At 65.8% G+C, this 21,161-nt stretch carries 18 protein-coding genes, 1 tRNA gene and 1 riboswitch; of the genes, 10 read left to right on the plus strand and 9 right to left on the minus strand.

Going from position 1 to position 21,161, the window contains the following annotated elements; translation table 11 throughout:
* Positions 1-31: 31 nt before the first annotated feature.
* Positions 32-164: riboswitch (S-adenosyl-L-homocysteine riboswitch) on the plus strand.
* Between the two features lie 81 nt (positions 165-245).
* From ahcY to AC3A56_RS05875, 4 genes are all read left to right on the plus strand, one after another.
* Complete coding sequence (ahcY, locus tag AC3A56_RS05860; protein ID WP_487769663.1) at positions 246-1,685, plus strand: adenosylhomocysteinase; 1,440 nt, start codon at positions 246-248, stop codon at positions 1,683-1,685.
* 280 nt (positions 1,686-1,965) lie between these two features.
* Complete coding sequence (metF, locus tag AC3A56_RS05865; protein ID WP_487769664.1) at positions 1,966-2,790, plus strand: methylenetetrahydrofolate reductase [NAD(P)H]; 825 nt, start codon at positions 1,966-1,968, stop codon at positions 2,788-2,790.
* Between the two features lie 26 nt (positions 2,791-2,816).
* A complete protein-coding gene (locus AC3A56_RS05870; protein ID WP_056763878.1) occupies positions 2,817-3,398 on the plus strand; it encodes a DUF4124 domain-containing protein in 582 nt (193 codons plus the stop codon).
* Between the two features lie 66 nt (positions 3,399-3,464).
* On the plus strand, positions 3,465-4,382 hold the full coding sequence (locus AC3A56_RS05875; protein ID WP_007809341.1) for a branched-chain amino acid transaminase: 918 nt from the start codon (positions 3,465-3,467) through the stop codon (positions 4,380-4,382).
* Positions 4,383-4,550: 168 nt separating this feature from the next.
* Here AC3A56_RS05875 and AC3A56_RS05880 read toward each other — a convergent pair whose 3' ends face one another.
* From AC3A56_RS05880 to AC3A56_RS05900, 5 genes are all read right to left on the minus strand, one after another.
* On the minus strand, positions 4,551-5,834 hold the full coding sequence (locus AC3A56_RS05880; protein WP_056718412.1) for a sensor histidine kinase: 1,284 nt from the start codon (positions 5,832-5,834) through the stop codon (positions 4,551-4,553).
* The gene (locus tag AC3A56_RS05885) at positions 5,818-6,504 is read right to left on the minus strand and encodes a response regulator transcription factor (RefSeq protein ID WP_007809337.1); all 687 of its coding nucleotides are present in this window, start codon (positions 6,502-6,504) and stop codon (positions 5,818-5,820) included. The genes AC3A56_RS05880 and AC3A56_RS05885 overlap by 17 nt, the downstream gene beginning before the upstream one ends.
* Before the next feature lie 320 nt (positions 6,505-6,824).
* On the minus strand, positions 6,825-7,745 hold the full coding sequence (gene rimK, locus AC3A56_RS05890) for a 30S ribosomal protein S6--L-glutamate ligase (RefSeq protein WP_056718413.1): 921 nt from the start codon (positions 7,743-7,745) through the stop codon (positions 6,825-6,827).
* 10 nt (positions 7,746-7,755) lie between these two features.
* Complete coding sequence (locus AC3A56_RS05895) at positions 7,756-8,208, minus strand: ATP-dependent zinc protease family protein (protein ID WP_487769665.1); 453 nt, start codon at positions 8,206-8,208, stop codon at positions 7,756-7,758.
* Positions 8,209-8,247: 39 nt separating this feature from the next.
* Positions 8,248-8,321, minus strand: a tRNA-Gly gene (locus tag AC3A56_RS05900).
* Positions 8,322-8,570: 249 nt separating this feature from the next.
* On the opposite strand from AC3A56_RS05900, the gene AC3A56_RS05905 reads away from it, so the two are divergent.
* Together AC3A56_RS05905 and trmB are read left to right on the plus strand one after the other, a co-directional pair.
* Positions 8,571-10,751, plus strand: a complete 2,181-nt coding sequence (locus AC3A56_RS05905; RefSeq protein ID WP_487769666.1) for a DUF6600 domain-containing protein — start codon at positions 8,571-8,573, stop codon at positions 10,749-10,751.
* Positions 10,752-11,003: 252 nt separating this feature from the next.
* Positions 11,004-11,708: a tRNA (guanosine(46)-N7)-methyltransferase TrmB gene (gene trmB, locus AC3A56_RS05910; protein WP_487769667.1), complete on the plus strand. Its 705-nt coding sequence runs from the start codon at positions 11,004-11,006 to the stop codon at positions 11,706-11,708.
* A gap of 113 nt (positions 11,709-11,821) precedes the next feature.
* On the opposite strand, the gene AC3A56_RS05915 is transcribed toward trmB, so the two are convergent.
* Positions 11,822-12,169, minus strand: coding sequence for an endonuclease domain-containing protein (locus AC3A56_RS05915; protein ID WP_487769668.1), 348 nt, complete (start codon positions 12,167-12,169; stop codon positions 11,822-11,824).
* A 345-nt stretch (positions 12,170-12,514) separates the two neighbouring features.
* On the opposite strand from AC3A56_RS05915, the gene AC3A56_RS05920 reads away from it, so the two are divergent.
* The 4 genes from AC3A56_RS05920 (at position 12,515) to AC3A56_RS05935 (ending at position 18,700) form a co-directional block, all read left to right on the plus strand.
* On the plus strand, positions 12,515-14,356 hold the full coding sequence (locus AC3A56_RS05920; RefSeq protein WP_200946054.1) for an SLC13 family permease: 1,842 nt from the start codon (positions 12,515-12,517) through the stop codon (positions 14,354-14,356).
* A 439-nt stretch (positions 14,357-14,795) separates the two neighbouring features.
* The gene (locus AC3A56_RS05925; protein WP_487769669.1) at positions 14,796-16,148 is read left to right on the plus strand and encodes a phosphohexomutase domain-containing protein; all 1,353 of its coding nucleotides are present in this window, start codon (positions 14,796-14,798) and stop codon (positions 16,146-16,148) included.
* 696 nt (positions 16,149-16,844) lie between these two features.
* Positions 16,845-17,951, plus strand: coding sequence for an undecaprenyl/decaprenyl-phosphate alpha-N-acetylglucosaminyl 1-phosphate transferase (locus tag AC3A56_RS05930; protein ID WP_487769670.1), 1,107 nt, complete (start codon positions 16,845-16,847; stop codon positions 17,949-17,951).
* A complete protein-coding gene (locus tag AC3A56_RS05935; RefSeq protein WP_487769671.1) occupies positions 17,948-18,700 on the plus strand; it encodes a YdcF family protein in 753 nt (250 codons plus the stop codon). Before AC3A56_RS05930 ends, AC3A56_RS05935 begins: the two co-directional genes overlap by 4 nt.
* On the opposite strand, the gene AC3A56_RS05940 is transcribed toward AC3A56_RS05935, so the two are convergent.
* The 3 genes from AC3A56_RS05940 to AC3A56_RS05950 are packed head-to-tail and all read right to left on the minus strand — an operon-like array spanning position 18,676 to position 21,140.
* The gene (locus AC3A56_RS05940) at positions 18,676-19,278 is read right to left on the minus strand and encodes a GNAT family N-acetyltransferase (RefSeq protein WP_487769672.1); all 603 of its coding nucleotides are present in this window, start codon (positions 19,276-19,278) and stop codon (positions 18,676-18,678) included. The two genes, AC3A56_RS05935 and AC3A56_RS05940, sit on opposite strands and share 25 nt — an antisense overlap.
* 5 nt (positions 19,279-19,283) lie before the next feature.
* Positions 19,284-19,949: a sugar transferase gene (locus AC3A56_RS05945; protein ID WP_487769673.1), complete on the minus strand. Its 666-nt coding sequence runs from the start codon at positions 19,947-19,949 to the stop codon at positions 19,284-19,286.
* A 3-nt stretch (positions 19,950-19,952) separates the two neighbouring features.
* Positions 19,953-21,140 (minus strand): UDP-N-acetylglucosamine 4,6-dehydratase, encoded by a 1,188-nt coding sequence (locus AC3A56_RS05950; protein ID WP_487769674.1) that lies wholly within the window; start codon positions 21,138-21,140, stop codon positions 19,953-19,955.
* Positions 21,141-21,161 lie beyond the last annotated feature (21 nt).

The raw sequence follows: 21,161 nt of genomic DNA on the forward strand, positions 1-21,161 counted from the left end.
TGTCTGCCGCTACAATGCCTCCTTTGCACTGCCCGCCGAGGGGCGCTGCGACCGTTGGTAGTGAATGCGGATCCATCCGCAAGACCCCGCGCATCCCTGGTGCGGACTCTTCACGACAACGGCCAGGCTCGGCGCGGCACGTTCCACAACGGCGCCCGGTTGCTTTACGCGAGCCCCTTCGCGAAGAAAGACCGGCCATCCATGGCCGGACTCTTCAAAAAAGCTCGCACTAACCGGAGATATCCATGAACGCCGCACTGAAAGAAAACACCCACGACTACAAGATCCGCGACATCTCGCTCGCCGATTTCGGCCGCAAGGAACTGGACATCGCCGAGCACGAGATGCCCGGCCTGATGTCGATCCGCCGCAAGCACGCCACCGCCCAGCCGCTGAAGGGCGTGCGCGTGACCGGCTCGCTGCACATGACGATCCAGACCGCGGTGCTGATCGAGACGCTGAAGGACATCGGCGCCGACGTGCGCTGGGCCTCGTGCAACATCTTCTCGACCCAGGACCACGCCGCCGCCGCGATCGCCGCCACCGGCACCCCGGTGTTCGCCTGGAAGGGCGAGACGCTGGAGGAATACTGGGACTGCACGCTGGATGCGCTGAGCTTCCCCGACGGCAAGGGCGGCTTCCTCGGCCCGCAGCTGGTGGTCGACGACGGCGGCGACGTGACGCTGTTGATCCACAAGGGCTACGAGCTGGAGAACGGTTCGACCTGGGTTGACGAGAAGGCTTCCTCGCACGAGGAGCAGGTGATCAAGAACCTGTTGAAGCGCGTGCACGTCGAGCGCCCGGGCTACTGGCACACCGTGGTCAAGGACTGGAAGGGCGTCTCCGAGGAGACCACCACCGGCGTGCACCGCCTGTACCAGCTGGCCGAGGCCAAGTCGCTGCTGATCCCCGCGATCAACGTCAACGACTCGGTGACGAAGTCCAAGTTCGACAACCTGTACGGCTGCCGCGAGTCGCTGGCCGATGGCCTGAAGCGCGCGATGGACGTGATGCTGGCCGGCAAGGTCGCCGTGGTGTGCGGCTACGGCGACGTGGGCAAGGGCTGCGCGCACTCGCTGCGTGCCTACGGCGCCCGCGTGGTGGTCACCGAGATCGACCCGATCAACGCGCTGCAGGCGGCGATGGAAGGCTTCGAGGTCAACACCGTCGAATCGACCCTGGGCCGCGGCGACATCTACGTCACCACCACCGGCAACAAGGACGTGCTGCGGCTCGATCACCTGAAGGCGATGAAGGACCAGGCGATCGTCTGCAACATCGGCCACTTCGACAACGAGATCCAGGTCGACGCGCTGAACGCGATGGCCGGCGTGACCAAGCTCAACATCAAGCCGCAGGTGGACAAGTACACCTTCTCCGACGGCCGCGCGATCTTCCTGCTGGCCGAAGGCCGGCTGGTCAACCTGGGCTGCGCCACCGGCCACCCCAGCTTCGTGATGTCCAACTCGTTCGCCAACCAGACGCTGGCCCAGATCGACCTGTGGGAGCACAAGGACAGCTACGAGAACAAGGTCTACATCCTGCCCAAGAAGCTGGACGAGGAAGTCGCCCGCCTGCACCTGGAGAAGATCGGCGTGAAGCTGACCACGCTCAGCGACGAACAGGCGAAGTACCTCGGCGTGCCGGTGGAAGGCCCGTACAAGCCGGATCACTACCGCTATTGACAGCGGTGGGCGGGGAGGCAACCTCCTTGGTCTGATGTGAAACGGGGCGCAGCGATGCGCTCCGTTTTTTTGTGGAGAAGATCAAGAGCACCCCCTCCTGCCCTCCCCCTGCTGCGCAGGGGGAGGAATCTACCCGGCGCCTCTGCTCCCTCCCCTGCTCGTCCCGCAAGGGGACTTCCTTCGGTCGCAGAAAGGGCCGGGGTGGGGTTGCTCTTTATCTATCGCTTCATCGCGAAACAAAGATATATACTCCCCGGCACCGCCCACCGGATGCCCAGCGATGCCGTCGATCAGCTTCGAATTCTTCCCACCCAAGACCGATGAGCAACGCACGCAGCTGGACCGCGCGGCGCAGGTGCTGAAGGCGCACCAGCCGGAATACGCCTCGGTCACGTTCGGCGCGGGCGGCTCCACGCTGAGCTATACCGGGGACACCGTGGCGCGGCTGCACGCGCAGCATGGCCTGCCGGTGGCGCCGCACCTGTCCTGCATGGGCGGCACCAAGGCCGAGATCACCGAACTGCTGGACGGTTACCGCGCGGCCGGCTACCGGCGGCTGGTGGCGCTGCGCGGCGACATGCCCTCGGGCATGGCCACGGCGGGCGACTTCCGTTACGCGGCCGAGCTGGTGGCCTTCATCCGCGCGCACTGCGGCGACCACTTCCACATCGAGGTGGCGGCGTATCCGGAAACCCACCCGCAGGCCGACGACGCGCTGCGCGACCTGCAGCATTTCAAGGCCAAGATCGACGCCGGCGCGAACGGGGCGATCACCCAGTATTTCTTCAACCCCGATGCGTATTTCCGCTTCGTCGACGACGTGCGCAAGCTGGGCGTCGACGTGCCGATCGTGCCGGGCATCATGCCGATCACCAACTACAGCCAGCTGCGGCGATTCTCCGAGATGTGCGGCGCGGAGATCCCGCGCTGGATCTCCAAGCGCATGCAGGCCCACGGCGACGACGCCGATGCCGTGCGCGCGCTCGGTGCCGAAGTGGTGGCGCAACTGTGCCGGCGCCTGCTCGACGGCGGTGCGCCCGGCCTGCACTTCTACACGCTGAACCGGGCCCGCGCCACGCAAGCGGTACTACAGCAACTTTCCTGAGACGCGGTGGCGGGTATGCTGGCGCGATGTATCGCCTGGCCACCCTGCTCTGCCTGATCGCGCTTGCCTGGGCCGCGCCCGTCGCGGCGCAGACGCCGATCCATCGCTGCATCGGCGCCAATGGCAGTGCGGTCTTCACCGACCAGCCTTGCGCCGCGCTGCAGGCCACCCCAGCCAGTCGTGTCGCCGCGTCGGCACCCGCCGTGACCGCCACCACCACGCCAACCCTGTGCGCCGCCACTCTGGGTGCGTTGCGCCAGGGCGTGATCGATGCCTTCGCCAGCCATGACGCCAACCGGCTGGCGGGCATGATGCTGTGGGACGGCTACGGCCGCGGCGCGGCCGTAGCCGACATCCAGTCGCTGACCCGGCTGATGAAACAGCCATTGCTGGACGTGAAGGCGCCCGACGAGTCCGCCGCGGCGCCGGCATCGGCCAGCAGCCTCGCCGATCCATTCGCCATGAACGTCGACCCAGCCCCGACAGCGCCAGCACACAATCAGCTGGTGGTGCACACCGCCGACAGCGACGGCAACGGCAACCCGCGCGAACTGCGCTTCGACATCGTCCACCAGGCCGGCTGCCTGTGGCTGCGGAACGCTGACTGAAGGCGCCCATTGACGCCGGCTCGGCCGACAGCAGCTATCATGGGCGGTCCCCACTGGAGAATCGACATGGCCCAGCAGTACCCCGAGTGGATCTGGCAGAACGGTGAGATCAAGCCGTGGGCCCAGGCGACCACCCACGTGATGTCCCACGCCCTGCACTACGGTTCGTCGGTATTCGAAGGCATCCGCAGCTACGCCACCCCCGACGGCGCCGCGATCTTCCGCCTGACCGACCACATCAACCGGCTGTACCAGTCGGCCAAGATCTACGACATGGCGCTGCCGTACACGGCTGACGAACTGGCTGCGGCCTGCCGCGCGGTGATCAAGAAGAACGGCCTGGGCGCGTCCTACCTGCGCCCGGTGGCCTACCGGGGCCTGGGCGGCTTCGGCCTGTCCGCGGAAACCCCGATCGACGTCGCGGTGGCGGCATGGCCGATGGGCCCGTACCTGGGGCCAGAGGCCCTGGAAAACGGCATCACCGCCTGCGTGTCCAGCTGGCAGCGCTTCGCGCCGAACACCATCCCGGCCGGCGCCAAGGCCGGCGGCAACTATCTTTCCGGTCAGCTGATCGCACGCGAAGCGCGTCGCCTCGGCTTCGGTGAGGGCATCGCGCTGGCCTCCAGCGGCCTGCTCAGCGAAGGTGCCGGCGAGAACCTGTTCCTGGTCTTCGATGGCGTGCTGCACACCACCCCGGCCAGCGCCTCGATCCTCACCGGCATCACCCGCGACACGCTGAAGACACTGGCCCGCGAAGACGGCATCGAAGTGGTCGAACGCGACCTGCCGCGCGAATACCTCTACCTCGCCGACGAGATCCTGATGTGCGGCACCGCCGCCGAAGTCACCCCGATCCGCTCGGTTGACGGCAAGCAGATCGGCAACGGCACCGCCGGCCGCGTCACCCGCCGCCTGCAGGAACTGTTCTTCGGCCTGTTCGACGGCCGCACCCACGACAAGTGGGGCTGGCTGGAGCAGGTCTGAGTCAAGAGCGACCCCCTCCCAACCTCCCCCTGCCCGCAGGGGGAGGAGCAACGCCGCCCAGCTCCCTCCCCTGCACGCAGGGGGAGGAGCAACGCCGCCTGACTCCCTCCCCTGCAACGCAGGGGAGGGTTGGGGTGGGGTCGCTTTTGACTCTCGGGAAACAGGAATTCAGCCGAACCTGATGCAGGCGATCGCCCCGTTGGCATCGCTGCGGGGCCGCATCGACACATTCCAGCCATACAGTTCGCACAGCCGGCGCACGATGGCCAGGCCAAGCCCGGCACCGCTGCCGCCGGCACCTTCGCCGCGCACGCCGCGCTGGAACAGGCGCTCGGCGTCTTCGGGCTTGATGCCCGGGCCGGTGTCGATCACTTCGATGCTGCCGTTGCCCACCACCACCTGCACGCTGCCTTCGAGCGTGTACTTGATCGCGTTGCCGATCAGGTTGGTCAGCGCCACCGACAATACGGAGGCCGGGGCATTCACGCTGACCTGCTGCTCGGTCCGCAGCTCGACGGTGAGCGGCTTGCCGCGCACCTGGGGACGCTGGCTTTCGATCACGTCGGCGGCGACCTTGCCGACCTCGGTGGTTTCGCCGCGGGTCGGGCCGCGCCGCTCGGCGCGTGACAGCAGCAGCAAGGCCTCGATCAGCTCGGTGGCCTGGCGCGAGGCGCGCTCGATCCGCTTCAGCCGCTCGCTCAGCTTTTCGGTGAGGTCGGGCGATCCCTGCAGCAATTCGGTGGTACTGGCGATCACCGCCAGCGGCGTGCGCAGTTCGTGGCTGACGTCGGAATTGAACTCGCGGTCGCGCTCGACCATCGCCGTGAGCCGCGCCGAATACTCGTCCAGCGCATGCGCCAGCTCGCCCACCTCGTCGTCGGCGAAATGCTGGGCCAGGGGCTCGGCCTTGCCGGCCTTGCGGAAATCGCGCAGGCGGTTGGCCAGCTCGCTGACCGGCTTGAGCACCTTGCGCGACAGCCACAGGCCAATGGCCAAAGACAGCAATCCGAAAAGAAAAACGGCGCCGATCACGCTGGCCAGCAATTGCTGTTTGCCCAGTTCGTCACGCGAAACGTCGTACTGGAGGAAGCTGATGATTCCGTCCATGCGCCGCACGGCCAGCTTGTAATGCCGCGTGCGCCCGTCCGCTTGCGGCTCGTAGATGTCGTGCACGCCGGTGTCGAGGTTTTGCCAGTCGAGAGGCGCCTTGTAGATCGTTCGGTCGCTCCACGAGGCGGCTTTGACGATGTCGAACGAGGGCGCGCGATCCGGGTGGGCGCGCACTTGCGCGTTGAGGTGGTCAACCTCGTCCTGCAGGCTCGAAGTGATCAGTTGATCCTCGAGGCGGGTGCGGATATTCAACGCGGCGAACGCAAACAACGCGCTGAGGCCGAAGCCGAACAGCGTGAAGGAAAGGATCAACCGAAAACGAAGCTTACGCCTGGACTGCATCCGGCTCGACCATCCGATAGCCAATGCCGTGCCGCGTGTGGATCAGCGGCTTCTCGAAGGGTTTGTCGATCGCGGCGCGCAGACCGTGGATATGCACGCGCAACGAATCGCTGTCGGGTAGTTCCTCGCCCCACACCTTCTGTTCCAGGTCCTGCCGGGTGACCACCGAGGGACTGGCTTCCATCAGCGCCTGCAGCAGCTTCAGGCCGATCGGGTTCAACTGGATCGACTTGCCTTCACGGTTCACCGTCAGCGTGTCGAGGTTGAAGGTGAGGTCGGCCACTTTCAGCACGCGGCTCTGCGGACCCTTGCCCCGGCGTGCCAGCACTTCCAGTCGCGCGGCCAGCTCCTGCAGCGCGAACGGCTTGGTCATGTAGTCGTCGGCGCCCGATTCGAAGCCGGTCAGCTTCTGCTCCAGCGCGTCGCGCGCGGTCAGCATCAGGATCGGCGTCTGCTTGTGCGCCTCGTGGCGCAACTTGCGGGCGACCTCCAGGCCGTCCATGCCAGGCAGCGTGAGATCCAGCACGATCACGTCGAAATCGTGCACCACGGCCAGATGCAGGCCGGTCACGCCGTCACCCGCGAAATCGACCACGTTACCCCGGTCTTCCAGGTAATCGCCGATGTTGGTCGCGATATCGCTGTTGTCTTCGATCACCAGTACGCGCATGTGTCACTCCTGCGCAGCCGGCTCACGGGCCGGCTGGGGCTGTCAGCTTAACAATCTTGGATGAACGCAGCGCGGCGGCAGCGAAAGAAACCTGAACGCGCGTTCGTGTGGCAGTCGTGCGGGCAAGAAAAAGCCCAGATGCGCGACTCGCCGTCGCCCACCTGGGCCCAAGTTACTGCCCCGATACCATCGTCTGCCGGCGCCGCACCCTGCGGGTCGCGGTGTCGCAAAAAACAGTGAAAGCGTTATAGGGCGTGGCGGGTTATGAGCGAGTTAACACCGCGTCAATTCACATCCTGGCGGGAAGCCAACGACGGCGGTCAGGCCTTCGCGGGACGCCGGCGGGCGCGGGTTTCGCCGGGTTTTACGGCGGCCTGCGCTTCCAGCAAGGCCATGATCGCCGCCGCCACATCCACCCCGGTGGCGGCCTCGATGCCTTCCAGTCCGGGCGACGCGTTGACCTCCAGCAGCAGCGGCCCGCGGTTCGAACGCAGCAGGTCCACGCCGGCCACGCCCAGGCCCAGCGCGCCGGCCGCCGCCACCGCGATGCGCTCCTCGTCGGCGCTCAGCGTGGCCGCCTTCGCGCTGCCGCCGCGGTGCAGGTTGGCGCGGAAATCGCCGGGGCTGGAGTCGCGCTGCATCGCCGCGACCACCTGGTTGCCGACCACGAAACAGCGCAGGTCGCTGCCCTTGGCCTCGGCGACGAACTCCTGCACCAGGAAATTGGCGTACAGGCCGCGGAACGCCTCGATCACGCTCTGCGAAGCCGCACGCTTCTCGGCCAGCACCACGCCGGTGCCCTGGCTGCCCTCGTTCAACTTGATCACGTGCGGCGGATCGCCGAGCAGGGCCAGCACGTCCTCGGTGTCGTCGGGGTTGTCGCCGAACACGGTCACCGGCATGTCGATGCCCTGGGCGGCCAGGATCTGCAGGCAGCGCAGCTTGTCGCGCGCCCGCAGCACCGCGTCGGACGGGTTCGGCGTGTACACGCCCATCATCTCCAGCTGGCGCAGCACGGCGGTGCCGTAGAACGTGCTGGAGGTGCCGATGCGCGGAATCACCGCATCGATGTCGCGCACCTCCTTGCCCTTGAAGCGGATCGACGATGCACCCGGCGCGATGCGCACGTAGCAGCGCAGCGGATCGAACACCCGCACCACGTGCCCGCGCACGCGCGCGGCCTCGACCAGGCGCTTGGTCGAATACAGTCGGGTATTGCGCGACAGGATCGCAATTTTCATGGGCAGGCCGTCATCGGGATGACGCGGTCGTGGTCGACGGCCGCGGCTGGGTATAGGAAAGCGCCGGGTCCACCGCAACGCGCCCGCTCAGCGCACTGCGACCCAGCAACATCGGAAACAGCATATGCCGGCGATCGGTGAGGTTGACGTCGATCTCGAATCGCTGCCCGGCCAGTTCTACCGCAGTGCGAATGAACCAGCGCTCAGTGCGGCGGCCGCCGGTATCGGTGACCGTGCGCCGATCCAGCGCGGGCGCTTCGCAACGAATCGCCAGCGGCGAGCGCCGCCCCACGTGCAGGCTGAAGCGCAGCCAGGTATCGCCATCGCGCTGGAAGGTTTCGAGGGTGTCCACGTGCAGCGAACTGCTGCGCGCCCCGGTATCGAGCTTGGCCTTGAGCAGGGGAATGCCCAATTGCGGCAACGCCAGCCGCTCCCGCCAGCCCAAGGTAATCAGATCCGCCATGTGGGTTGTGGAAAGCTCGGGGATCGATGCAGCGGGGAGTGGAGCGGGTGAAGGGAATCGAACCCTCGTCAGTAGCTTGGGAAGCTACAGCTCTACCATTGAGCTACACCCGCACTTGGCCGGCGGATGGTAACCCGGGATTCGCGTGGTTGGAAGGCGGCGTCAGGGGCGACCCCACCCCGGCCCTCCCCTACGAGCAGGGGAGGGAGCAATGGCCAGGAGCGGCGCACCCAACGGGTGCTGAACAATCGCCTGCGCATACTCGGCGGAGGGTCATCGTTTGGTCGACACTGCGCGTTCACGGTCCCATGACGAAACCCCGCCCTGCTCCCGCCTCATCTGCACTTGCCAAGGAGAGCCGCATGTCCAGGTTTGCCGAGTCCCCTGTTTCATGGCGCCGCTACCGGCGCGTGCTGGCGGTGTTGCTGCTGTGCCTGGTCGCCGGATTGGCGCAGGCGCAATCCGACGCCCCATCCGACGCCGATGACAGCGCCGATCCGCCGACCCGGGTGGCGCGCCTGTCGTATGTCGGCGGCGACCTGGGCTTCCTGCCTTCCGGCGCGAAAGACTGGAGCGACGCCAACGTCAACCGCCCGCTGACCACCGGCGACAAGCTCTCCAGCGCGGCGGGCACGCGTGCCGAACTGGAGTTCGACGGCGGCACGCTGCGCATCGATGGCCAGTCCGACCTCGGTCTGCTCGATCTCAACGACCAGCTGGCGCAAATCGAGCTGACCCGGGGCAGCCTGAGCCTCACCGTGCGCCAGCTCGGCGACGGCGAAAGCTACGAGATCGACACTCCCGCGGTGGCCTTGGTGGTGGACCAACCCGGCACGTTCCGCGTCGACGTCGATCCGCGCGACGGCAGCACGCGCATCGCGGCGCTGGATGGCGCCGCCACCGTGTTCGGCGAAAACAACGCCCAGCGTTCGATCAATCCCGGCCGCAGCTATCGCTTCACCGACGCCAGCCTGAGCATGGTGACAATCAGCGACATCAACGGTGGCGACGCCTTCGATCGCTGGGCCAGCGAGCGCGATCGTCGCTACGCACAGTCCGACAGCAGCCAGTACGTCTCCGACGACGTGGTCGGCTACCAGGACCTGGACCAGTACGGCGCCTGGCAGGACAGCAGCGAATACGGTGCGGTGTGGTATCCGCGCAACGTCGGTTCGGACTGGGCGCCGTACCGCAACGGCCATTGGGCCTACATCGCGCCCTGGGGCTGGACCTGGATCGACGACGCGCCCTGGGGTTACGCGCCGTACCACTACGGTCGCTGGGCCTACACCCAGCGCGGCTGGGGCTGGATTCCCGGCCCGCGCGGCGTGCGTGCGATCTACGCGCCGGCACTGGTCGCCTTCGTCGGTGGTGGTGGCTGGTCGATGGGCATCGGTGGCGCGCCGGTGGGCTGGTTCCCGCTGGGCCCGGGCGACATCTACAACCCGTGGTATCGCTGCGGCCGCCGCTATTACACCCGCGTCAACGTGCACAACATCCGCGTGCGCGGCGGACACGATCCGCGGCGCGACGTCGACGACCACTACAACCGCTACCGTCGCGGCGACTTCGCTCGTGGCGACCACCATCGCGGCGCGCCCCGCGGTTTCACCGCGGTGTCCGGCGACAACTTCGCCGGCGGCCATCGCGTGAAGGGCAATCGCCTGCATGTCGATCCGCGCAAGCTCACCGACACGTCGTTGCGCACGCGCGACATCGCCGGCGTGCGTCCCACCGACCGCGCCGACCACGGGCCGCGCACCACCCACGTGCGCAACCTCCCCGCCGGCGGCTTCACCCGCGAGGTGGTCGCCCGTCGCGCGCCACCGAACATCCACGACGCCCCCGTGCCGAACCACGGCAAGCTGACTGGCGACACCTCCAGCGGACGAGTGCGCGTGCTGGGCAGCCAGGGCCCGGGGCGACGCCCGCCGATGGCCGATCGCGACGGTGGCAACGTGCGCCGCACCGCGCCCGCAACGGCGCAGTTGCCGACGGTGCCTCGCATCACGCCAGCCACTCGCGAAGACCGCATGAACAATGCGCGTGACGACGGCGAACTGCGCTCGGCCCGCTTCGCGCATCCACGCAGTCCTTACGGTGCCGACCGCCGCGAAAGCATGCAACGTCCCGGAGTGAGCTACATCGCCCCGAGTCCGCCCACGCCGGCGGTCAACGAGCGCGCGCCCCGCCCGATGCCGCCGACCCGGCGCGACGATGCGCGCGTGGTGCCGTATGACCGCGCGCGATTCCAGCGCGTGACACCGCAGCAGCCCGTCACCACGCCCGCGCGCAGCGAGCCCGAACCACGCCGCTTCGAACGTCCGCAGCCACGCTTCCAGCGCCCCGAACCCATGCAGCGCGAGCCCATGCGCGAAGCGCCGCGACCACAACCCCGTCCCAGCGCGCCACCGCCGCCGCGCTACCAGCCGCAGCAACGCCCGGCACCGCGAGTCGAAGCACCCAGACCGCAGCAGAACACGTCGCGGCCATCACCGAGAAAGGGCGCCGAGCGACTGGATCGGGAAGATCGGCGGCACTAGGGGCAAGAGCGAACCCCACCCCAGCCCTCCCCTACTTCGCAGGGGAGGGAGTGGAACGCACGGCCTCACGCCTGACTCCCCCTGCTTCGTACGGAGAGAACGGAGCGCGTAGCCTCACGCCTGGCTCCCTCCTCTGCTTGTCCCGCAAGGGGACTTCCTTCGGTCGCAGAAAGGGCTGGGGTGGGGTCCGCTTTTGACTTTGCACCGAGGCGGCGCATCAGCCGACGCCGGCACAAGCCCTACAATAGGCGGATGTCCGAGCCCACCGACTCCCCCACACCCGATTACATGCGCCGCATCCGCAGCTTCGTGCTGCGCGAGGGCCGCATGACGCCCGCGCAGCAGCGCGCCTTCGACACCTTGTGGTCGCGCTTCGGCATCGACTACCGCGGCACGCCGCACGACTTCGCCGCCAGCTTCGGCCGCAGCGCGCCGCTGGTGCTGGAAATCGGCTTCGGCAACGGTGAGGCGCTGGCCTGGGCCAGCGAGCACGACCAGGCCCGCGACTTCCTCGGGGTGGAAGTGCACGGCCCCGGCGTGGGCCGGCTGATGAACGCACTGGCCGCCCGCGACGCCAGCAATGTGCGCATCTACAAACACGATGCGGTGGAAGTGCTGGAGCACGAGATCGCGCCGGGCACGCTGGCCGAGGCGCGCATCTGGTTTCCCGACCCGTGGCACAAGAAGCGCCACAACAAACGTCGCCTGATCCAGCCCGAATTCGTCGCCCTGCTCGCCTCGCGCATGGCCCCGAACGGCCTGCTGCACCTGGCCACCGACTGGCAGCCCTACGCCGAACACATGCTCGAAGTGATGGAAGCCGCCCCCGCCTGGCGCAACCAGCTCGGCGCCGGGCAGTACGCCGAGAAACCCGAGTGGCGCATCGAAACCCACTTCGAACGGCGCGGGCTGAAGCTGGGGCATGGGGTTTGGGATTTGCTTTACCGGAAAGTCTGAGCAAGAGCGTGACCCCACCCCAACCCTCCCCTACTTCGCAGGGGAGGGAGAAAAGCTGCGAGCTCGCCGGAACTACTCCCTCCCCTACAACGTAGGGGAGGGCTGGGGTGGGGTCACGCTCTTGACCTCTCCTCCAGCACCCGAAAAATCTCCCCCACCACATCCTCCGTGCGCAGCAGCACATCGTCATTCCAGAAGCGCAGCACGCAATAACCCTCACGCTCGAGAGCTTCCGTGCGTCGCCGGTCGTAGTCGATCGCGTCCAGGTGCTGGCCGCCATCCAGCTCGATCACCAGCCGCGCGGGCACACAGACGAAGTCCACGATGTAACCGGCCAGCGGATATTGGCGGCGGAACTTGTGGCCGGCCAGTTGGCGGTGCCGCAGGTGTTGCCACAGACGCCGCTCGGCATCGGTGCCTTCGTTGCGCAGGCGGCGGGCACGGATCCACTTGAGGTGCATGGCGAGTCCTTTCGCTGGGGGGAGCAAGAGCTTTACCCCCTCACCTAAAGGACTCCCTTCGGTCGCCAGCCTCCCCCTGCCAGCAGGGGGAGGAGCAAAAAGCTGTGCTCCCTCACCGCATCACATAACTCATCGCAACCGCACTTCTCCCTCCCCTGCTTGCAGGGGAGGGCCGGGGTGGGGTCAAGCTCTTGGGGTCAAGCTCTTGGCCTCAGGTTCACCAGCAACCGCACCACCCCGCTTATACTCACGGACATCCGCCCAGGGACGAATCGACAGCAGCGTGAAGTTTCCACTGCCCCGCCGTATCCACCGCAAGCCGCTGCGCCGCAGGGACGTCAGCTGATGGCGCTCTCGCTCACCCCCGAAATGATCCTGGTGCTCGGGCTGGTGGGTTTCACCATGCTGATGCTGGTGCTGGAGTGGATTCGCGCCGACATGGTGGCGCTGCTGGTGGTGGTGGTGATCGGCCTGACCGGGCTGATTCCGTCCGACCGCGTGTTCAACGGCTTCGCCGGCAACGCGGTGATCGCGATCATCGCGATCATGATCATGGGCGAGGGACTGGACCGCGCCGGCGTGCTGCAGCTCACCGCCAACTTCGTGATGCGCATGGCGCGCGGGGCGGAGTCGCGGCTGGGCATGGTGATCAACATGGTCGCCAGCCTGTTCAGCGCGGTGATTCCCAGCCAGGCGCTGGCCGCCCTGATGATCCCGGTCAGCAGCCGACTCGCCGCGCGCACCGGCGTGCCGATTTCGCGGCTGCTGCTGCCGATGGCGTTCTGCATCCTCACCGCAACCAACACCACGCTGATCGCGAACTCGCCGCTGATCGTGCTGAACGACCTGATCGCCAGCGCCAACGTGAACCTGCCGCCGGGCGCGCACACGATTCCGAAGTTCGGCCTGTTCAGCGTGACCCCGGTGGGCCTGGCGCTGGCGGTGGTCGGCATCGCCTATTTCTATTTCTTCGGCCGCAAGCTGTTGCCGGGGCACGAGGACGAACGGCTGAAGGTGACGCCCGGGCGCACCGAAAGCTACTTCGCCGAAACCTACGGCATCGTCGGCGAGACCGCCGAGCTCACCGTCACCGCCGAGAGCCCGCTGGTCGGCATGAGCATCGGCGAGGCGGAACAGCTGTACGAGGCGCCGCTGATCCTGGCGATCAAGAGCGGCAACGACGCGCGCATGGCGCCACCGGCCGACCACGTGATCTGGGTCGGCTCGGTGCTGGGCGTGCTCGGCCCGCGCGAGCAACTCAACCAGTTCGCCAACAACCAGCTGTGCCGCCTGTCCACCCGCATGCGCCAGCTGGGCGAGCTGTTCAATCCGAGCCGCGCCGGCATTTCCGAAGTGGTGATTCCGCCGGTGTCGCGCTTCATCAAGCACACCGTGGGCGAGCTGCGCCTGCGCAAGCGCTTCGGCATTTCCGTGCTGGCGGTGACCCGCGGCGACAAGGTGCTGCGCGAGGACGTGCGCGGCGTCAGCCTGCGCGCCGGCGACACCGTGGTGCTGCACAGCAACTGGCGCGACCTGTCGCTGGCCGCCGAAGACCGCGACCTGGTCGTGGTCACCGACATCCCCAAGGAACAGCAGCGCCCCGGCAAGATCTGGCAGGCGGTGGGCTTCTTCCTGCTGGCCAAATGCCTGGCCCTGTTCACCAACCTCGACCTGTCGGTGGCGATGATGACCGGCGCGATCGGCATGCTGCTCACCGGCGTGCTGAACATGGACGAGGGCTACAAGGCGATCAACTGGAAGACCATCTTCGTCACCGCCTGCCTGATCCCGCTGGGCTGGTCGATGGACGCCACCGGCACCGCCGCGTGGATCGCCCAGGTGGTGCTGGATCACCTGGGCAGCGCATCGCCGTGGGTGCTGCAGCTGTGCCTGGCCGTGCTCACCCTGCTGTTCTCGCAGGTGATGTCCAACGTGGGCGCCACCGTGATGATGGTGCCCATCGCCATCAGCGTCGCCGTCGCCACCGGCGGCAACCCGTCGGCCTATGCGCTGATCGTCGCCGTGTCCTCCTCCAACACCTTCCTGCTCAGCTCCGGCCATCCGGCGCTGATGATGGTCACCGGTCCCGGCGGCTACAAAGGCAGGGACTTCCTGCGCGTGGGCGTACCGCTGACCCTGGTGGTGCTGGTGGTCACGCTGGTGGCGATCAATTTGCTGTTCCGTTAGAGGCGAAGAGCGACCCCACCCCGGCCCTCCCCTGCGAGCAGGGGAGGGAGTAGAGCGCGGGGCTCCGAGTCGATTCCTCCCCCTGCTTGCAGGGGGAGGTCAGGAGGGGGTGCGCTCTTGATCTTGCTCCCCACCCAAGAGCGACCCCTCAGCTAAAGCACTCCCTGCGGTCGCCCAACCCTCCCCTGCAAGCAGGGGAGGGAGCAAGGCGCGGGGCCCCGGTTCGGTTCCTCCCCCTGCTTGCAGGGGGAGGTCAGGAGGGGGTGCGCTCTTGATCTTGCTCCCCGCCCAAGAGCAACCCCTCAGCTAATGCACTCCCTGCGGTCGCCCAACTCTTTCTGCGACCGAAGGAAGTCCCCTTGCGGGACTTGCAGGGGAGGGAGCAAAACGGCCGCGGCAACTACAATGCCGGGCTACCAACCACTTCGTGGAACGATCCATGCCCCCACTCCCCTGCTTCAAGGCCTACGACATCCGCGGCCGCGTGCCTGACGAGCTGGACGAAGACCTGGCGCGTCGCATCGGCCTGGCCATGGCCGCACAGCTGGGACCGGGCCCGGTGGTGCTTGGGCGCGACGTGCGTCTGAGCAGCCCGGCGTTGCAGGCGGCGCTGGCCGACGGTTTCCACGCGGCCGGACGCGAGGTGCTCGACATCGGCATGGGCGGCACCGAAGAGGTCTACTTCCAGACCATGCACCTGGGCGCCGCCGGCGGCGTGATGGTCACCGCCAGCCACAATCCGATGGACTACAACGGCATGAAGCTGGTGCGCGAAGGCTCGCGGCCGATCAGCGGCGACAGCGGCCTGTTCGCGATCCGCGATTTCGCCGCCAGCCACCGGGAAACCATTCCCGCCGGCGTCGCCACGCCGCGGGCGATGGCCGACAAATCCGCCTACATCCAGCACCTGCTCGGCTACATCCAGCGCGACCGGCTGAAGCCGCTGAAGATCGTGGTCAACGCCGGCAACGGCGGCGCCGGCCTGATCATCGACCAGCTCGCGCCGCATCTGCCGTTCGAGTTCATCCGCATCCAGCACGAGGCGGACGGCCATTTCCCCAACGGCATCCCCAACCCGCTGCTGCCCGAATGCCGCGCCGCCACCGCCGACGCGGTGCGCGCCCACGGCGCCGACTTCGGCGTGGCCTGGGATGGCGACTTCGACCGCTGCTTCTTCTTCGACGCCGACGGCCGCTTCATCGAGGGCTACTACCTGGTCGGCCTGCTGGCCACCGCCCTGCTGGCGCGCCATCCCGGCGGCAAGATCATCCACGACCCGCGACTCACCTGGAACACCATCGAGATGGTGCACCAGGCCGGCGGCGTCCCCGTGCTCAGCAAGACCGGCCACGCCTTCATCAAGGAACGCATGCGCGCCGAGAACGCCATCTACGGCGGCGAAATGAGTGCCCACCACTACTTCCGCGACTTCGCCTACTGCGACTCCGGCATGATCCCCTGGCTGCTGATCGCCGAACTGGTCAGCACCCGCGGGCTGTCACTGGCCGAACTGGTGGAAGACCGCATGCGCGCCTTCCCCTGCAGCGGCGAAATCAACTTCAAGGTCGCCGACGCACGCGCCGCCACCGAGCGGGTGATGGGCCACTACGCCAGCCAGTCACCCGCCCTCGACCACACCGATGGCATCAGCGCCGACTTCGGCCCGTGGCGCTTCAACCTGCGCAGCTCCAACACCGAACCGCTGCTCCGGCTCAACGTGGAGTCGCGTGGCGACGTGGCGTTGATGCAGGAACGCACGGGGGAGATTTCGGCGTTGATTGCGGGGGCGTAGAGCCGGGGCGAAGAGCGACCCCACCCCAGCCCTCCCCTACTACGCAGGGGAGGGAGCAAGGCACGGAGCTTCGGGCTCGTCCCTCCCTTGCGCAGCAGCCTCGGGCTCGATCTCTCCCCCTGCGCAGCAGGGGGAGGTTAGGAGGGGGTGCGCTCTTGACGTTGCACTTCAGTGAAGACCCGCCCTCCCTGCGACCCGACGAAGCCCGCCCCTCAACAAGCAACACCGCGAAAAACACGGCCACTCCCGCAAAACTTGCAACGAAACGACGCACGTCCCTCCCATCCATCGATCCAGAATCCTCACCCACACCCCGTTCACCTACACCACCCAAGCCTGAACGCCCTCGCCAGTCTCCCCGATTCAGCCGTCCATACCTGATAAGATTGGAAACCCTTGATGCCCATCACGGATCAAGGCGGCTCTTTCTGACATCAGGGGGCCGGGTTGCTGTAGAGCCTGAGTACGGTTGGTGGAACGGCGGCGCCGTTCCGAACAGCCGGGTCCAGGCCTTGATGTTGCCCGGTTGGTGTCCGCAAAGAGCTGGCCTTAACCAAAATGTCCACTGCCGGCAAGGTAGAGGACTCATAAAAAGGCGACACTCTCCGTCCACCCGGATCGTGCTGTTTTGAAATAGTCCACAGGGATACTGGAGACTCATAACTCATGCAGGACACACGGATGATTCTTGCTTGCGTGGCAACGGCCATCACCTCGCTCGTCGCGGTCATCGTGCTGCGCCGCTTCGCGGGCACGCTGGGACTGGTGGACCTTCCCAACGAACGCAAGCATCACGTCGGCAGCGTGCCGCTGGTCGGTGGCCTGGCCATCTTCCTCGGCGTGCTGGTGGGCGCCTGCATCTGGGGCCGGTTTCAGCTGTTCGGCCAGGTGCTGCTGGGTACGTCATGCGTGCTGGTGCTGCTGGGCGCACTGGACGACCGCTCCGACCTCAGCGTCCGCACCCGCCTGCTGGTGCAGACCATCTTGATCCTGACGGTCATCGGCAGTACCGGCGTCTACATCCATTCCCTGGGACACATCTTCGGTTACGAGCTCACGCTGGGCTGGGTCGGCGTTCCGGTCACCGTGGTGGCCGTGATCGGCCTGCTCAATGCTTTCAACATGATGGACGGCATCGACGGCCTGGCCGGCAGCCTGGGCCTGGTCAGCATCGCCGCGATCGTGCTGTTCGCCGGCCCCAACGCGCTGCGGGGATCGCTGGCCCTGATCACCCTGCTGGCCATCGCCGCCATCCCGTACCTCTTCGCCAACCTTGGCCTGATGGGTCGCAAGATCTTCATGGGTGACGCCGGCAGCATGGTGCTTGGCTACCTGCTGGCCTGGACCCTGATCCGCCTCAGCCAGGAACCGGGCAGCCAGCTGTCACCCGTCGACGTGCTGTGGTGCGTGGCCCTGCCCGTGCTCGATACCCTGGCCGTGATGTATCGCCGCCTGCGCCAGGGCAAGTCACCGTTCAAGCCCGATCGTGGCCACATCCATCACATCCTGATGGGCATGGGCCTGGGCCCGCGCGCCAGCCTGGTCGCGTTGATTGCGCTGGCGGCCTCGATGGCCTTCCTTGGCAGCGTCACCAGTTCGCTGGGATTGGGCTCGGGCACCAACCTCGCAACGTTCTGCATTTTCTCCGTGGTCTACACAGTGACGGTGACCCGGATCTGGGTTCGCCAGCAAACCCGCAAAGGCATGCACGTGGCCAAGCCGATCGCCGCCAATGATGATCACGTCACACGACCGATCGCACGCCAGCGTATCCGCAGGGATTCCGTCGCCGAGGCGGATTGATCCTTAATATTGTGGAGCACTTGCTGGACCGCTTGAACTTTCCGATCTGGCAGTCGTGTCTTGTCGCAGGGATCGGACTCACTTTGCTGCTCTTGCGACGCTACCGGGCCGGTGGCCTGCTGGTCCTGCTTGCCGCAGCCTGGCTTTATCTCTGCTCCACTCCGGCTTTCGTGGGCCTGATGCGCGAGAGCCTCGAGTCGCAGTATCCATACTCACCTGCCAGCACCTATCCCATCGTCGATGCCATCGTGGTCTTTGGCGGCGATGGCATACCCAGTCCGAAAAGTGACTGGCAGGCAGAGCCTGACAAGATCAGCCGGAATCGACTGGGCTTCGCCTACCAGCTCTATCAAGCGGGGCGTGCACCGATCGTCGTACTGTCAGCCAACAAAGGTGGTGCAAGCAAACGAGCTCAGGTGCTCGAAGCCAAGGGCGTTGCAACCAGTTCGTTACGGGTCGAAAGTGAAGCTGACACCACTTATGAAAATGCGCTCTATTCGGCACGCATCCTCAAACTGGAAAATCGGCTTCGCGTGCTGTTGGTGACCTCGCCGTACCACATGCCACGCTCATTCGCGGCTCTTCGCAAACAGGGATTGGAGGTCATCCCGGCCCCAACCATGTCCCAGACAAAACCCGTCGTCGAAGATAATGTCTGGCTGCCTCACCACTCCGCCCTGCTGCGTAGCTGCATCTACCTGCACGAATACTTCGGTTTGTATGCTTATAGGCTGTCCGGGCGAGCCTGAGTCAGCACATGTACGTAAACAACGGACAGCTCTCCTTCGTGGACCTCCACCTTGTCCGTCGCCACTGCTCCCATTCTCAAGTAGAACCGGTGCGCGGGCGCCAGCGCTTCGCCGACGATAATCCTGAACGATGTCACCCCGACTTTCCGAAAGTGTTCTTCCAAGCGGCGATAGAGACGTTCGGCGATCTTCTGTCCACGGCACGAAGCATCCACCGCGATGCTCAATAATTCGGCGGCAGGCAGATTCGACGGCAGGCTGTGACCACGACTGTAGCGAAGGATTTCCAGAATCCGCAGCACCCGTCGCGGGCGAATCACTGAAGGCAGCAGCGCCAGACCGAGCCGAATGGGGGAACGCAGCATGCGCTTGTAGATCGCCCCCATGCCGCAGCCACCGGCAACAAAACCCACCACGCGACCCTCTCGCTCCTCGACCAGCAACACACTGGCCGGTGCCTCATCGATGGCCTGATACATCAATGAAACAAATCCGGTACCCAGCGTCGCCAGAAAACCCTTATTGATATTGTCCACGTGCAACCGGGCAACCTGCTGGTAAACGTCGCGGCGTTCCATGAATCTCAGACCACGCCGGACAGGGCTGCCGGCTCTGCCGGCAAACCCGGGAAAACCTTCTTCACGATGGCCGACTTCGGGAACAGCACCACCCAGGCCGTGATAACGATGCACATCAGGTAGGTGCGCAATCCCTGGTTCGCCACGTACCACTCTTCCAGCGCGCCCTTGTACGGCATGATCACCTCGTCGTAGAACTTTTCCGGCTCCACGCTGGCGTGCATCAGTTCCTCTTCATCACGGAATACGATGGAACCGATGCCGGAAAGGCCAGGGCGCACCTTGACGATCTGGACCTGCGACGACGCGGGAAAGGCGTCGAAGCAGCGTTGCGTCTGCGGTCGCGGGCCGACCAGGCTCATGTCGCCAAGCAGGATGTTGAGCAGCTGCGGCAGTTCGTTGATCTTGGTCTTGCGCAGAAAGCCGCCCAGCGGCAACACCCGCGGATCGTTCTTCACCGTCACCGTGCCGGTGCCCAGGTTCGGGCTGTTCTTCAGCATGGTGGCGAATTTGTACAGGCCGAACGCCTTGCCGCCGCGTCCTATCCGCTGCTGCACGTAGAAGATCTCGCCCTCTCCGCTGAAACGCAACGCGATGGCGATCGGCACCAGCAGCGGTGACAGCACCAGCAGCGCCAGGCCGGACAACACGATATCGAACAAACGCTGCATGCCTTACATCCTGCCGTCGAGATACTTGCCGGTTTCCTTGTGGGCAAAGTCCGGAATCATGTGATTGAACAGATCGACGATAGGTGCCTTCTCCCAGGTCGGCTGCTGACGAATCGCATTCAGCGTGGCAAGGAAGTGGTCGAGCCGTGCCTGATCATAATCCGGCGCATTCTTGATCACGCCGAGATTCTCGAAGCGTTGCATGTCGAGCACTTCGCGGTCGGTAAAGAATTCCTCGAAGTCCTTCTCGCCGGTGGTGTCGCTGGCAAAGAAATAGCACGGCCACTTCTTCTGCGCGATCAAGGCAGCCGCCTGGTCGCGCGCCTCGTCTTCGCTGGCGCATTCGTGTGCCTCGAAACCCAGCGCCGCCAGGTAACGCACCGCGATGTCGGAGAAGCGGGTGAGGTCCAGCGCTTCGCTCAGTTTCGGAAAAAAGATGTCGCGGTTGTCGCCCAGCAAGCAGGACATCAGGCACAACTCGCCAGACTCCTGTGGCGTGACGAAGTAACGGCGTACGTCGTTCGGCGCGGAGATCGGCTGGCGCTTGGCAAAACGCTGGTTGAAGCCATGCAGCAGCGAACCGTCGGAGAACGCCACGTTGGCGAAGCGCGCGGTGGAAATCGGCATCTGCTCGCTGGCGCGCATCAGGAACATCTCCATGATCCGCTTGCTGGCGCCCATCATGTTGACCGGATTGGCGGCCTTGTCGGTGGACACGCAGAAGTACTTGCGCGCGCCGCTGGCCTTGGCCAGTTCGATCGTCTTGATGGTATTGAGCACGTTCACCTCGATCAGCCGCATCAGGGTGAACGGATCCTTCTCGCTGCGCACGTGCTTCAGGGCCGACAGGTTCAGCACGTAATCGTAGCCCTCGCCCGATTGCGTCAACGCTTCGAACTCCCGGCTGCCGCAGTCGATCGCGAACGTGCGGAAGTCGCCGTCGATGTAGCCCAGCGTGCTGCGGATATCGCGCACCAGCTCAACCATGTTGTTTTCACTGATATCCACCACGTGCAGCATTTTCGGCTGCCGCTTGAAGATCTCACGCGTGACCGCCTGACCGATCGAGCCGGCACCACCGATCACAAGGAAACGGCTGGCAGCCACTTTTGCGGAAAGTTCCGCTTCGTGCGCCTGCACATCGGTGTCAAACAATGGCCGCTTGCGGCCAACGAGTTCAAGAATATTCATGGCATCCAACTACAGTCAGGT

The sequence above is a fragment of the Rhodanobacter sp. Soil_C_14 genome, from assembly GCF_057657335.1.